This window comes from Hasllibacter sp. MH4015 (assembly GCF_020177575.1).
Classification (GTDB): domain Bacteria; phylum Pseudomonadota; class Alphaproteobacteria; order Rhodobacterales; family Rhodobacteraceae; genus Gymnodinialimonas.
Map to the genome: position 1 here is coordinate 2,439,895 of NZ_JAHTBK010000001.1, position 14,090 is coordinate 2,453,984.

Annotated in this window: 15 protein-coding genes; 5 read left to right on the forward strand and 10 right to left on the reverse strand. The window is 65.6% G+C overall.

Features of this window, described 5'->3' with window-relative positions; all coding sequences use genetic code 11:
• Positions 1-16: 16 nt before the first annotated feature.
• From KUW62_RS12510 to KUW62_RS12530, 5 genes are all read right to left on the reverse strand, one after another.
• Positions 17-439: a DUF6497 family protein gene (locus KUW62_RS12510; protein ID WP_224815801.1), complete on the reverse strand. Its 423-nt coding sequence runs from the start codon at positions 437-439 to the stop codon at positions 17-19.
• On the reverse strand, positions 436-822 hold the full coding sequence (locus KUW62_RS12515; protein WP_224815802.1) for a cupin domain-containing protein: 387 nt from the start codon (positions 820-822) through the stop codon (positions 436-438). Before KUW62_RS12515 ends, KUW62_RS12510 begins: the two co-directional genes overlap by 4 nt.
• A 19-nt stretch (positions 823-841) precedes the next feature.
• Entirely contained in the window at positions 842-1,105 is a 264-nt protein-coding gene (locus KUW62_RS12520; RefSeq protein WP_224815803.1) for a Rho termination factor, read from the reverse strand.
• Positions 1,106-1,183: 78 nt separating this feature from the next.
• Complete coding sequence (locus KUW62_RS12525) at positions 1,184-1,531, reverse strand: hypothetical protein (protein WP_224815804.1); 348 nt, start codon at positions 1,529-1,531, stop codon at positions 1,184-1,186.
• Entirely contained in the window at positions 1,531-3,063 is a 1,533-nt protein-coding gene (locus KUW62_RS12530) for an acyl-CoA carboxylase subunit beta (RefSeq protein WP_224815805.1), read from the reverse strand. The genes KUW62_RS12525 and KUW62_RS12530 overlap by 1 nt, the downstream gene beginning before the upstream one ends.
• Before the next feature lie 192 nt (positions 3,064-3,255).
• Between KUW62_RS12530 and KUW62_RS12535 the strand changes: the two genes are divergently transcribed.
• The 3 genes from KUW62_RS12535 (at position 3,256) to KUW62_RS12545 (ending at position 6,480) form a co-directional block, all read left to right on the forward strand.
• Positions 3,256-4,473 carry a multidrug effflux MFS transporter gene (locus KUW62_RS12535; protein ID WP_224815806.1) on the forward strand — a complete coding sequence of 406 codons (1,218 nt, stop codon included), beginning with the start codon at positions 3,256-3,258 and terminating at the stop codon, positions 4,471-4,473.
• 76 nt (positions 4,474-4,549) lie between these two features.
• A complete protein-coding gene (locus KUW62_RS12540) occupies positions 4,550-5,944 on the forward strand; it encodes a short-chain fatty acyl-CoA regulator family protein (RefSeq protein ID WP_224815807.1) in 1,395 nt (464 codons plus the stop codon).
• A 74-nt stretch (positions 5,945-6,018) separates the two neighbouring features.
• On the forward strand, positions 6,019-6,480 hold the full coding sequence (locus tag KUW62_RS12545; RefSeq protein ID WP_224815808.1) for a CoxG family protein: 462 nt from the start codon (positions 6,019-6,021) through the stop codon (positions 6,478-6,480).
• Positions 6,481-6,638: 158 nt separating this feature from the next.
• Here the strand turns inward: KUW62_RS12545 and KUW62_RS12550 are convergent, their stop codons facing one another.
• The 5 genes from KUW62_RS12550 to KUW62_RS12570 all read right to left on the reverse strand — a co-directional run bounded on the left by KUW62_RS12550 (position 6,639) and on the right by KUW62_RS12570 (position 10,469).
• Positions 6,639-6,878, reverse strand: a complete 240-nt coding sequence (locus KUW62_RS12550) for a YdcH family protein (RefSeq protein WP_224815809.1) — start codon at positions 6,876-6,878, stop codon at positions 6,639-6,641.
• A gap of 80 nt (positions 6,879-6,958) precedes the next feature.
• Positions 6,959-7,657, reverse strand: a complete 699-nt coding sequence (locus KUW62_RS12555) for an HAD family hydrolase (RefSeq protein ID WP_224815810.1) — start codon at positions 7,655-7,657, stop codon at positions 6,959-6,961.
• Positions 7,658-7,787: 130 nt separating this feature from the next.
• A complete protein-coding gene (locus tag KUW62_RS12560; RefSeq protein WP_224815811.1) occupies positions 7,788-8,723 on the reverse strand; it encodes a DMT family transporter in 936 nt (311 codons plus the stop codon).
• A 45-nt stretch (positions 8,724-8,768) separates the two neighbouring features.
• A complete protein-coding gene (locus tag KUW62_RS12565; protein ID WP_224815812.1) occupies positions 8,769-9,374 on the reverse strand; it encodes a LysE/ArgO family amino acid transporter in 606 nt (201 codons plus the stop codon).
• Between the two features lie 324 nt (positions 9,375-9,698).
• Complete coding sequence (locus KUW62_RS12570; RefSeq protein WP_224815813.1) at positions 9,699-10,469, reverse strand: YebC/PmpR family DNA-binding transcriptional regulator; 771 nt, start codon at positions 10,467-10,469, stop codon at positions 9,699-9,701.
• Between the two features lie 175 nt (positions 10,470-10,644).
• Between KUW62_RS12570 and KUW62_RS12575 the strand changes: the two genes are divergently transcribed.
• Positions 10,645-11,901: a hypothetical protein gene (locus KUW62_RS12575; RefSeq protein ID WP_224815814.1), complete on the forward strand. Its 1,257-nt coding sequence runs from the start codon at positions 10,645-10,647 to the stop codon at positions 11,899-11,901.
• Positions 11,902-11,966: 65 nt separating this feature from the next.
• Positions 11,967-13,736, forward strand: a complete 1,770-nt coding sequence (locus KUW62_RS12580; RefSeq protein ID WP_224815815.1) for an SLC13 family permease — start codon at positions 11,967-11,969, stop codon at positions 13,734-13,736.
• Positions 13,737-14,090 lie beyond the last annotated feature (354 nt).

Genomic DNA, 14,090 nt, shown 5'->3' on the forward strand with positions numbered 1-14,090 from the left:
CGGGCCGTGTGGGACATCACAGAAGCTCCCAGATGCAGGTGCCGTTGTCTTCGGTATAGGCCTCGATCGCCTGTCGAATGCCGGGGGCGGGCTCTCCGCGCACGAAGGGGGTCTGCATGACCTGCACGATGATGCGCGTCGGGCGCGGCTCCTTTTCCAGGGCCTCCAGCCCCCAGATCTCGCAAGCCCAATCGTGGTCCGAGACCTCGGCCACGTCCCGCCCCTCCGGCAGGGCGGGGTCGGTCACGCGCACCACGACCCAGGCATCGTTGTTGGGCTGGATCTCATAGACGACGTCGCAAAGCGTCAGGACCCGGCCCGATGGTGCAGTCAGCGCCTCGTCCGTCGTGCAGATCTCCGGCCCGCCGCGAGGCAACAGGAAGAAGACAGCAAGGCCCACGATGCAGAGCGCGAGGAGAAGGTAGACAAGGCGCATCATGTCGGCGCGTCCTCCGGCGTGGTGGGGAAGTCGCCCGGCGCGGTGATCTCAATCAGCTCCATGTCGTCGGAATGGCGGACCTCGCGGTGGCGGATCCCCGGCGGCTGCAAGACGCAAGACCCTTCGCGCAGGATATGCTCGCCCGCGCCCTCGTACTCGAAGACCACCCAACCCTTCGTGACATAGACCAACTGGAAGTCGAGGTCATGGGAATGCCACGCGCCGGGGCTTTCCTCCCCCGGCACGGCGCGGATCACGTGGGCCCCGAACGCGCCCCCGGTGGCCGCGCCGATCTTGAGGTCGGCATATTCGAAAAACGCCCGCAGCCCTTCGCCCTGGAACGGGCGGTCGTCGGCGTGGGTGATGGTGAGGGCGTGGGTCATGCCGCACCCCCGACCCGGGTCAGGATTTGCGCAGCGCCTCGATCAACTCGTCCTTGCTCATGTCCGAGCGGCCGTCGATCTCCAGTTCCTGCGCGCGATCGTAAAGCGCGTCCTTTGTCCATTCCTCGTAGGGCGGTGCCTTGCCGCCTTTCTTCGACGGGTTCTGATCGTCGGAGGCCTGCGCATTGGCGATCCGCGCGGCCTTCTGTTTCGACGCCCCGTCCTTGCGCAGGGCTTCGTAGGTTTCGTCGTCCTTGATGGACGGTCCGTGATCCTTGGTCATGGCACTTTCCTTTCCATTCGAACGCACGGGCGCGCGCGGCGGTTCCGGAAGGGGCGGCGGCGGGGGCGGCGATCCGGCTCATGGCCGCCTCCGCGCATGTTTGATCCAGCGCGCGCGAAGATCGGGATCGTCAAGCATGTCGGCGATTGTCTCCGCCGCGCGTCGCGTCACCGGGCCATGGACCGCGCCACCGGCCAGCACGGCCATGCCGCCGTCCTGCGCGGTCACGCGAACGGCCGGGCAGAAGCCCCGCAACCGCTGCAACCGGCGCCACATGTCCTGCCGGATCTGGTGGGCGAGGCGCGACCGGCTCAAATCCTCGCCTGGAATGAAGCTCAACTGCGCAAGATCGAACCGCACGTCGCGGGTGCGCGACAGGGTCAGGGTCCGCTCATCGCGGGTGATATGCCATGCGTCGCGGGCCATCAGAGCGGGATGTTGTCGTGCTTCTTCCACGGGCGCGTCTGGCTTTTCCGCCGGAGCGCAGCAAAGGCCCGGCAGACGCGGCGCCGGGTGGAATGGGGCTGGATCACCTCGTCAATGAAGCCGCGTTCGGCCGCCACGAAGGGGTTGGCGAAGCGATCCTCGTATTCCTTGGTATGGGCCGCTATCCTGTCCGCGTCACCCAGATCGGCGCGGTGCAGAATCTCCACCGCCCCTTTCGCGCCCATCACCGCGATCTCCGCCGTGGGCCAGGCGTAATTCACATCCGCCCGCATGTGCTTGGAGGCCATCACCACGTAGGCCCCGCCATAGGCCTTGCGGGTAATCACCGTCACTTTCGGCACCGTCGCCTCGCCATAGGCGAAGAGGAGCTTCGCGCCGTGCTTGATGACGCCATCGTATTCCTGCGCCGTGCCGGGCAGGAAGCCCGGGACATCCACGAGGCTGAGGATCGGGATCTCGAAACAATCGCAGAACCGCACGAAACGGGCCCCCTTGCGCGCGCTGTCGATATCCAGAACCCCGGCAAGCACCATTGGCTGATTGGCCACGACGCCGACCGTCTGTCCCTCCAACCGGATAAATCCGGTGATGATATTGCCCGCGAAATCCTCCTGAATCTCGTAGAAATCGCCTTCGTCGGCGATCTTCTGGATCAGTTCCTTCATGTCGTAGGGCTGGTTCGGATTATCAGGGATCAGGGTATCGAGGCTTTCCTCGATCCGGTCGGGGCTGTCGAAGAAGGGCCGCACCGGCGGTTTTTCGCGGTTGCTGAGCGGCAGGAAGTCGATCAGGCGGCGCACCTCGTTCAGCGCCTCGACATCATTCTCAAATGCGCCATCGGCGACGGAGCTTTTCCGCGTGTGGGTCGATGCACCGCCCAGTTCCTCCGCGGTCACGACCTCGTTGGTCACGGTCTTCACCACGTCGGGGCCGGTCACGAACATGTAGGAGGAATCCTTCACCATGAAGATGAAGTCCGTCATCGCCGGGGAATAGACGGCGCCACCGGCGCAGGGCCCCATGATCATGGAGATCTGGGGAACCACGCCCGACGCCTCGATATTGCGCTGGAAAACCTCGCCGTAGGCGGCCAGCGAGTCGACGCCTTCCTGGATGCGCGCGCCGCCGGAATCGTTGATCCCGACCACGGGCGCACCGTTCTGCATCGCCATGTCCATGATCTTGCAGATTTTCTGGCCATGGGTTTCCGAAACCGACCCGCCAAGCACGGTGAAATCCTGGGAAAAGACGTAGACCTGCCGCCCGTTCACCGTTCCCCAGCCGGTCACGACCCCGTCGCCGGGCGGGCGGTTTGCCTCCATCCCGAATTCCGTGGTGCGGTGCGCGACGAACATGTCGTATTCCTCGAAACTGTCCTCATCCAGAAGCAGCTCGATCCGCTCGCGCGCCGTCAGCTTGCCCTTGGAATGCTGTGCCGCGACGCGTTTCTCGCCGCCGCCCATCCGCGCGTCTTCGCGGCGTGCATCCAGTTCCGCCAGAATATCATTCATGTCCCACGTGCTCCCCTCGTCGCGTTGCGCGAACCTACACGGGCGCGCGGAGGCGGACCAGCTTTGTGTGGCATATTTGCAAATCCATTACCGCAACCGTTCACAATTTTGCAAATCCGCAAATCACGCTCGCACACAGGCCTGTTCGCCCGCGCACTGGACGACCCCGACCAAGAGGAATACGTCTGGGACATGAGCACGCACGTCCCGGTTCGGTTTCTCGACCGTTCCACACCTCCACACATCTTCACACTGATCGTGTTGACGGGCCTTGGCGCGCTGTCGATGAACATCTTCCTGCCGTCGCTGCCCGCGATGACGACTTTCTTCGATACCGAATATCGCATCATGCAATTGTCCGTGTCGCTTTACCTTGGCGTGAACGCGGTGTTGCAGCTTCTGATCGGCCCGATCTCCGACCGGTTCGGGCGCCGCCCGGTGCTTCTTGGCGGGATCGTCATCTTTCTTCTGGCGACCGTCGGTTGCCTTGTGGCCGGCACGATCGAGGTCTTCCTGTTCTTCCGCATGATCCAGGCCGTGATCGTCGTGGGCCTTGTCCTTGGCCGCGCGGTGGTGCGCGACATGAATGACGAGGTCGAGGCCGCCTCCCAGATCGGCTATGTCACAATGGGGATGGCCATTGTTCCGATGATTGGTCCGGCCATTGGCGGCGCGCTGGACGAGACGTTGGGCTGGCAGGCGAATTTCTGGCTTCTGCTGATCCTCGGGGTGCTGGTGCTGGCGCTGATCTTCCGCGATCTGGGGGAGACGGCGCAGACCACGTCGGCCAGCTTTGCCGCGCAATTCCGCGAATATCCCGAACTCTTCGCATCACGCCGGTTCTGGGGCTATTGCGCCTGCGCGGCCTTTGCCTCGGCCTCGTTCTTCTCCTATCTCGGCGGCGCGCCTTACGTGGGATCGGAGGTGTTCGACCTGTCCGCCGCGCGTGTGGGCCTCTATTTCGGCGCGCCTGCCTTGGGATATTTCTTCGGAAACGGCATCTCGGGGCGCTATTCCACGCGGCTCGGCATCAACACGATGATCCTTTGGGGTGCGGTGCTGACCTCGGCGGGCCTGCTGATCTCCACCGTCATCTTCTTGCTCGGCCACGGCTCGGCCCTCGTGTTCTTCGGCTTCACCACCTTCGTGGGCCTCGGCAACGGAATGGTCCTGCCCAACGCGACATCGGGCATGTTGTCGGTGCGCCCGCACCTGGCCGGAACCGCATCCGGTCTGGGCGGCGCGATCATGCTGGCCGGCGGTGCAAGCCTGTCCGCACTGGCCGGTGTGGTGCTGACCGATGGGGCGGGCGCGATGCCGCTTCTGCTGATGATGCTGAGCGCCTCGGCCCTGGGCGTTCTGGCGATCCTCTACACGATCCGGCGCGAGGCGCGGGTGTCCGGACCCTAGGCGCGTTCGGGCTCCCCTTGCCAATCCATCTGCAAATCCGCAAACCTTGTTCTGCAAACTCGCGGGACACACACCCATGGCCACCCAGAAACTCTATGTCGGCGCCAAGCTGCGGTCCGTGCGCACGCGCCTTGGCCTGACCCAGAAGGATTTCGCCGCGAAGCTCGGGATTTCCCTGCCCTATCTCAACCAGATGGAGAACAACAACCGCCCCCTCTCCACCACCGTCCTGCTCGGGCTCGCCCAGGATTTCGGCGTCGACATCACGGAGCTTTCGGCCTCCGATACCGACCGCCTCGTCTCCGACATGCGCGAAGCGCTGGCCGACCCGCTTTTCGCAGACACCCAGCCCCATCTGGCGGACCTGCGCCTGGCTGCCGCCAATGCCCCGTCGCTTGCGCGCGCCTTCCTCGACCTGCACCGCGCCTACCGCCAGACCCACGAACGCCTCGCCTCACTGGACGAGGCCCTGGGCCAGCAGACCTCCGCCACCGCCTCCCCGTGGGAGGAAGTGCGCGATTTCTTCCACTATACCGACAATTACATCGACGCCGTGGACCGCGCCGCCGAACGCTTTGCCAAGCGCGCGACCGGGGATCTGGCGGCGCACACCTCGGCGGTTCTTGCGGACCGCGGCATCACGATCCGCCACGTCGCCGGGGACGGCGTACGCCACTATGATCCGGACACGAAAACTCTGACCCTCAGCCCCCGCGCCGCGCCCGAGACCCAGCGGTTCCAACTGCTCCACCAATACGCGCTTCTGGGCCAGCACGAATTGATCGAGGCCACGCTGGACCTCGCCCGGTTTCAATCCGAAACGGCGCGGGAAATTGCGCGGATCGGGATGGCGAACTATTTCGCGGGCGCCTGCCTGATGCCCTATGCCCGCTTCACGGAGGCGGCCCAGGACACCCGCCATGATCTGGAGCGTCTGTCCATCCAGTTCTCCGCCTCGATCGAGCAGATCGCCCACCGCCTCTCCACCCTGCAGCGGCCCGGGTCCAAGGGCGTGCCCTTCTTCTTCGCCCGGGTCGATCAGGCGGGGACCGTCACCAAGCGCCACTCCGCCACGCGGCTGCAATTCGCCCGTTTCGGCGGGGCATGCCCCCTGTGGAACGTGCACCAGGCGTTCGAGACGCCGGGCCGCTTCCTGCGCCAATTGGCCGAAACGCCCGACGGCGCGCGCTATGTCATCCTGGCCCGCGACGTCTCCAAATCCGGCGGCGCCTGGGGCCGCCCGACCCGGCGCTACGCGATCTCGCTCGGCTGCGAAGTCCGACACGCCGCCGATCTTGTCTATGCCGACGATCTGGATCTCGACCAGGATGCCGCGTTCCGGCCGATCGGGATCTCGTGTCGGATCTGCGAGCGGACCAATTGCCACCAGCGCGCGGTCCCGCCACTGGAACGGCAACTCAGTGTCGATCCCAACCGCCGCGGCACCCTGCCCTACGAGGTCGCACCCTAGGCCATGCCGGATATTGCCCCCCGCCCCCCTGCCCGTTACCGTCTCAGCGATCAGACGACACAGGACCCCGCCCCATGGAAATGCATGCAAGCCGCCACATCGCCGCCGACCGCGCCGCGGTCTGGGCCGCGCTCAACGATGCCGAAACGCTCCAGGCCTGCATTCCCGGCTGCGAGGAATTGACCGGCTCCCCGGAGGCGGGGTTTTCGGCCGTGGTCAAGCAAAAGGTCGGACCGGTGAAAGCCACCTTCAAGGGCGACGTCACCCTCTACGATGTCGTGCCGGAAACCAGCTACACGATCTCGGGCGAGGGCAAGGGCGGCGTCGCCGGGTTTGCCAAGGGCGCGGCCAAGGTCCATCTGGCCGACCATCCCGATGGCGGGACGGAGTTGACCTACGACGTCGACGCGAAAGTGGGCGGCAAGCTCGCGCAACTGGGCTCCCGCCTGGTCGACAGTTTCGCCACCAAGATGGCCGACCAGTTTTTCGAGCGGCTTCAGACGCGGCTCGAAGGGGCGTCTGGCCCGGCCGCCTGATCCGCGCGCCCCACTTCCATGTGCCGAAAATATCCCGGGGGAGTCGCCCCCCGGGCGACGGGGGCAGCGCCCCCTCACCTGAGCCCCGCTGCGCAAGCGGCGGGGTGAGGCAAAACCTTGCGGCTTCGCCGCACCTTTTGTCAGTCTATCCCGGCCGCCTAGGCTTTCGCCAGCATCCCAGCAATCTCGTCCTTCAGCCGCATCCGCTCCTTGCGCAACTGGGTCTCGGCCATGTCGTCGAGGGGCTCCACACCCGTCTCGGCCCGGTGCACGGCGCGGTTCACCTCGTGATAGGCATCGGCGAGCTTCGCGAAATGTGCGTCCGACGTCTTGAGCGCGTGGATCGCATCGGCATCGTCGGGAAATTCTTCGGCCAGTTCATGGGGCGTGTGGGACATCGGGTTCCTCCTCTTCCACTGATCGGCCTATCCAACGCCATCGCGCCCCGGTGCACCTTGCGCTGGATCAAATCCGCGCCCTATTGCGCCGCGGTGGGCACCGCCCCGCACCAAGAGCCGGTGATCGCTTCGGGGCTGAGCACGCTGACGCGCGGCAAGGCCCCGAAATCGCCGGGCGCGGGCGCGCTCAGGAGGCCCGGGAAGGCCAGCACCGACAGGCCCGCGCTTTGGGCGGCCGCCGCCGTGGCGGGCGTGTCGGCCACCACCGTGACCCGCGCCCGTCCGACGCCAAGCTGCGCCACTGCGCGCTCCATCCCCTCGGGATCGGGGGCAAGGTGGGCCACGTCCCCGCGCAGGACGGCGACGTCGAATTCGATTCCGAACCGCAACCGTGCCGTGGCCTGCAGAAGGGCGCGGACCGGACCCATTTCGGCCCGCGTCACAAGCCCCAGCTTCAGACCCCCGCGCATCGACCATTGCAAAACCCGCGCGACGCCCGGGCGCAACGGGATCTCCCGCGTGAGGATCGAGGCGAAGATCTTCTGGTGCGTCGCGTCAAGCACCAGATCATCCACCAAGGCCGCCTCTCCGGTCCGCGCGCGATAGCGGGCCGCCAATTGCCGGTCGCCGCCTGCGCGCATCAACTCGGCATAGGTCTCCGCCGACCAGGTCCAAGGCACGTCATGGGCGCGGAACGCGGCATTCCACGCCGCACGATCAATGTCCGCACATTCGGCGATACTGCCGATCCCGCCGAAGATTACCGCTTCAAGGGTCATGGATGTCCTCCCGTGTGAGAGAAGACCAAAAGAGAGCGTCGCCTCGCACAAGACGCACCGGCGATATTGCGGCGGCGCAGCAAGACAAATTGCATCCGCCCTGTGCGCAAACCCGCCCCGCTGCACAGTTTCAGGGCGTTTTCTCGACGGCTTCGGCGACCGGCCCCTTGCGGCCGCGCAGGGCCTCGCGCCAGGTGATGAAGCTGACCGCCGCGATGATCATCGCCCCGCCCAGGATCACGAACGCGTCCACAGGCTCCCCGAAGACCAGAACGCCAAGGGCGGTCGCCCAGATGAGTTGCAGAAACGTCACCGGCTGTGTCACGGCCAGGGGTGCGGCGCGGAATGCGAGTGTCATCGTGTAGTGCCCCGCCGTGGCGAGGGCCGCGCACAGGAACAGCCAGCCAAGGTCGACCCAGCTGACCGGCACCCAGGTCGGCAGGACCACCGGCAAAAGCGCCAGCGGCACGATGATCGACAGGTAGAAGACCACGACCTCCGCAGGCACCCGCGCCGACAGGAGCTTGGCGAGGAAATAGCTCACCGACATCGCCACGGCGGTGCCAAGCATCACGACATGGCCCACGTCGATCTCCCGGAAACCAGGGCGAATGATGACGAAGGTGCCGACGAATGCGATGGCCACCGCCGCGATCCGCCACGGCCCCAACCGCTCGCCGAGGAAGATGACGGCCAGCAAGATCACGTAGACCGGGTTGAGGTAGTTGAGCGCCGTTACATCGGCGATGGGGATCCGCGTCATCGCGAAGAACCACATCGACACGGCCAGCGCGTGGGCCAGACCGCGGGCGAGGAACAGCGCGCCGAGCGATCCGTCGAGCTTTGTGCGGCGCACCGACGGCCACATCGGGATCAGGAAGACCAGCCCCAGCACGTAGCGCAGGAAACCCGCCTGGGTCGGGGGGACGCTGTCGCCCACCACTTTCACCGTTGCCGTGACCGCCACGAAACATACGCCCGTCAAAAGCATCCAGAAGATGCCCCAACCGGGGTTCGATCCCGGTATCGCGCGGGCGGCTTGGGCTGGGGGGGCTGGATGCTCCATGTCCGGGCCAGCAGATCACTGCGCCCGCCCCGCCACAAGGTCCGTTCAGAGGTCGAGCGCCAATTTCGCCGCCAGCGCCAGCATCGTGACCCCCACGACCCCGTCGAGCCACGCCCAGGCCCTGGGACGCGCGAAGATCGGTGCCAGGGCCCGCGCGCCGTAGCCGAGGACCACGAAGAACACGCATGACGCGCCCAGCGCGCCGGCCCCGAAGATCCACCGCCCCTCCCCATAAGTGGCCGAAACCGCGCCGATCAGGCCGAGCGTGTCGAGATAGACATGGGGGTTGGCCCAGGTCAGCAGGAGCGTCGTCGCCAGAGCGGCACCCAGGCTCTGGGTCGCCTGCCCCTCGGCCCGCAACGCATCGACGCTGTGGAATGCGGACCAGAGCGAGCGCAGGCCATAGACCAGCAGGAACGCCGCCCCACCCCAGCGCATCACCTCCAACGCCCACGGCGCGCGGTCGGCCACGACGCCGAAACCCGCCACGCCCGCGAAGATCAAGATGGCCTCGGACAAGCAGCAGACGAGGACGACAGGCGCGACGTGGAGGCGGCGCAGGCCCTGCCGCAGCACGAAGGCATTCTGCGCGCCGATGGCGAGGATCAGCGAGAAGGAGAGCGCGAAGCCTGCGGTGAAGGTCGTGAGCATGAGGCCGCGCCTTGGGGTGGATCAAGAAGGGCCTGCCTAACGGGCGGCGGACGTGGTGTCGAGGGGGATTTGGGCCAGGTTATCACGCGTGATAAGGGGGGTTAAGGCGCTGTAAAGGTTGAGGAAAGGAATTTTCGTTAAGGGATCTTTAAGGGTTTGGGGAGGGTCGTTACGGTGGTGTGGCTGGTGGGTTTCACCCACCTTAAGGGCACGGGCCGATCCGGGCCGAGGCCCGGTCTACGAGATGCGCAAGCGACGGCCGGGCGGCGGGACAAGTCCCGCCCCACGGGGTGGCAAAGCAGTCCGGCACGCAAACAGCCCCCCCTACTCCGCGCCCAGCTCCGCCATGACTTCGTCGGAGATCTCCACGTTCGACGTCACGCTTTGGACGTCGTCGTCGTCTTCCAGCGCCTCGATCAGTTTCATCAGCTTTTGCGCGTCTTCCAGGCCCAGTTCGGTCGTTGTCGTCGGGCGCCAGACCAGCTTGGTGTGCTCGGATTCGCCCAGTTCCGCCTCCAGCGCGGTGGAGACCTCATTGAGGTCGGTATCGGCGCACCAGATGATGTGTTGACCGGGATCTTCGTCGCCGTCGCCCTCGTTCGTTTCCACATCCTCGGCGCCAGCCTCGATCGCGGCCATCATGATGGTGTCAGCGTCACCAGCACTGAGCGGGTATGTCACCTGCCCCTTGCGGTCGAACATGAACCCGACAGAGCCAGTCTCGCCGAGGTTGCCGCCGTTCTTGGAGAAGGTGGAGCGCACGGTGGACGCGGTGCGATTACGATTGTCGGTCATCGCCTCCACGATCACGGCGACACCGGCGGGGCCATAGCCTTCATACCGGATCTCATCGTAATTCTCCGCATCGCCACCCTGGGATTTCTTGATCGCGCGGTCGATCACATCCTTGGGCACGGATTGCGACTTGGCCTCCTTCACGGCGAGGCGCAGGCGGGGGTTCTTGTCGGGGTCGGGGTCGCCCATCTTGGCGGCGACGGTGATTTCCTTGGCGAGCTTGGAAAACAGCTTGGAGCGCAGCTTGTCCTGACGTCCCTTGCGATGCTGGATATTCGCCCATTTTGAATGGCCGGCCATGGGCTTTCCCCTTGCAGAAATCTCAATGATTGCGGGGTCTATACAACGTCGCCTCCGGTGCGGCAAGGCGGGCGATTTCACGCTTTTCCCCGCCCTTTTCACGCCGGGTTCACGGGCAGGTCGTGGTAAGCTTCGGCCATTGAAAACCAAGCATTCGGGGGGCACCCACATGACGTTGAAACTCACAACCTGGAACATCAAATGGTTCGGCCAGTTGCTGCAAGGCATGACCCGCACCACGCCGCAACGCTCAAAGAAGGTCACGTCTTCGGCGGGCAAGGCGTTGCAGCGCCTGCAACGCGAGCGCATCGCGCTTGAGATCGAGACGATCAATCCGGACATCCTGTGCATTCAGGAAGGGCCATCGACCGGCAATATCGCGCGCCTGAAGACCTTCTGCGCGGAGGATCTGGCGGGCCGGTGGAGCGTGGTGGAGCGGGCGGGCTCAGACAAATATTACATCGGTGGCAGCCAAGGCATCTTCTTCCTGGTGAAGACCGCGCTGGTCCCCGCCCTCGACCCGACGCTTCTGCCGATTTCCCGCTGGCGCGAGGCGACGGAGATCGAAAGCCGCGTCGATCCGGAGGCGGGTGGAGAGCACCAGGACAAGTGGAACGTCAACCATCCGTGGTTCAAGATGGACCGCGGCCACCCGGATGTGGACGTGGCCTATGATTTCGGCGATGGCAGCGACGGGGCGGATGACGCGGTGCCCAACCCGACCCGGTCGTCGCGGGAACACTGGCACTATCGCCATCCCCAGACCCTGATCTGCACGATCGGCGGCAAGCGGGTGGATTTCATCGGGGCGCATCTGAAATCCAAGTTCGGCGGGGACGATTACAAGAAGGCCTCCGACCTGCGGAAGAAGCCCAAGCCCACCAAGGCGGAAGAGCGCCTGATCGAAGCCGTCGAGCAGGTCGCGGTGGAGGCGCGGGTGAAGCTGACCACCGAATGTGTGAACATCCGCCACTATATCGACAATCGATTCCGTAACGAGCCGTGGCCGGCGGTGTTCCTGCTGGGTGATCTGAATGACGGGATCGGCAAGGAATATTTCGAGCGCCGCTACCTGTTCCACGATCTGATCTCCAACCTCCAGGGGGATGTGTTCTTTGCCCAGAGGTTCCTGAACCACGCCCTGTTCGATTACGGGCTGGAAAGCGGTGGCGATCACCGGTGGTCGGCCCTGTTCCAGGATGCCTGGGATCCGGGGCGCGCGCCGGAAGTGCTGTTGGACCATATCATGTTCACTCAATCCGTGACCGGAGAGGCGGCGCTGGACCGGGCGGGCGTGCGCGTCCATTCCAAGGCCGGGCGGGTGGAGCATGACATCCACGAGGCGGTGAATGCCGTCTTCGATACCAGGTCCGACTTCACCTCCGATCACCGCCCGGTCTCCGTCGACATGACGCATGTCGCACCGCTTTGAGCGCGCCGTGCGCCGGGCCGAAGATTGCGGTTCCGGGTCGGGGCGGCCTTGACTAAGGTCGGCCCATGACGACGGAGCAGATCATCCTCTTCACGCTGTTCGGCGCGGTGTTCGGCCTGCTCCTTTGGGGTCGGTTCCGGTACGACCTCGTGGCCTTCTCCGCCCTGATGGTCGGCACGGTTCTGGGCGTGGTGGAACCGTCGGAGGCCTTCGCGGGCTTCGGCCATCCGGCGGTGTTGGTCGTGGCGCTTGTGCTGGTCGTCTCGGCCGGGTTGGTGCGGTCGGGTGCGGTGTTCCTGATCACGCGCACGCTGGTGGATGCGGGCCGGTCGCTGGGGGCCCATATCGCGATCATGGGCGGGATCGGCGCGGTCCTGTCGGCGTTCATGAACAATGTCGCGGCGCTGGCCCTGCTTATGCCGGTGGACATCGCTACGGCGCGCAAGGCCGGGCGCAGCCCCGGCATTTCGCTGATGCCGCTGAGCTTCGCGACGATCCTGGGCGGCATGGCGACGCTGATCGGGACGCCCCCCAATATCATAATCGCCACGATCCGCGAGGATTCCCTGGGAGAGACGTTCCGGATGTTCGATTTTGCCCCTGTGGGCGGCGTGGCGGCTTTGGCGGGGCTCGCTTTCGTGGCGCTGATCGGCTGGCGTCTGATCCCCGGGCGGGATTCCGGAGTGGGCGATCAGCTGGCGCAGCTGGAGCCTTACATCTCGGAGCTGCGGGTGCCCGAAGGCTCCAAGCTCAACGACACGCGCCTGCGCGAGCTGGAAGCCGCGGCGGCGGAAGCGGACGTGGCGCTTCTGGGCATCCTGCGCGACGGCAAAAGGCGCTTCGGCACCGGGCGCAACCTGCGTCTGAGGGAGGGCGACGTGCTCGTCCTGGAAGCCTCCCCCGAGGCGTTGGACGAATTCCGGGTGGGCCAGTCGCTGGAAGTGGCATCGGGCGGCGGCACCGATGCGGTGACGGGCGACGGGGTCAGCTTCATCGAGATGGTGGTGCAGGACGGCGCGCGCATATCCGGCAAGACCGCGGAGAGCGTGGGATTGTCGTGGCGACAATCGAGCACGCTGATGGGGATCGCGCGCAAGGGAACCCGGATCACCAAGCGGTTGCGCAAGACCGTGGTGGAACCGGGCGATATCCTGCTGCTCCTGGTGCCGTCCGACCGCGCCGATGACGTGGTCAGCTGGCTGGGGGGCCTGACCCTGGCCGACCGGGGCCTGACTGTGACGAACGACACCAAGACATGGGCCGCGATTGGCCTCTTCGCCGCGGCGGTGATCGCGGCGTCACTGGGGCTCGTCTATCTGCCGATCGCGCTGGGGATCGTGGCGGTGGGTTACGTACTGCTCCGGATCCTGCCCCTATCGGAGATCTACGACCATATCGAATGGCCGGTCGTGGTCCTTCTGGGCTCCATGATCCCCCTCGGCGCGGCACTGGAAAGCTCCGGCGGGACCGAGCTGATCGCGGGCGCGCTCGTGGGCCTGACGGACGGATTGCCGCCTTGGGCAATCCTGACGGTGCTGATGGTGGTCACGATGACGATGTCGGACGTGCTCAACAACACCGCCACTGCCATCGTCGCGGCACCCGTTGGCATCACCATGGCGCAGGCGCTCGGCGTGTCGCCGGACCCATTCCTGATGGCGGTGGCCGTGGCCGCGTCGGCCGCGTTCCTCACGCCGATCGGACACAAGAACAACACCCTGATCCTGGGGCCCGGCGGATACCGGTTCGGGGATTACTGGCGGATGGGATTGCCGCTGGAGGTGATTGTGATCGCCGTCTCGATCCCGACGATCCTGATCGTCTGGCCGCTCTAATGCGTGGGAGCGATTGCGCTTTGCGTTGCCGCAAATCGCCGGGGGCGCGCTCGGGCTGACGCCCTCGCGCGCGGTGGCCCTTGCCGGGGCCACCCGACCTCCACCCTGCCCGTCTTCCATGTGCCAGAAATATCCCGGGGGGAGTCGCCCTTGGGCGACGGGGGCAGCGCCCCCACGTCTAGGCAAGAAATTTGACCGATGCCGCAATCGGTAGGAAGCGGATCAAGAGTATAATGCCTCCGGCGGGGATATTTTCGGCACATGGAAGACAGGCGTTCACGCTTCGTTAAGCATCTCTCGCAATGATGGATCTGCGGTACAGGCGGGGACGCCGATGGCCGTGCACGTGGAAGA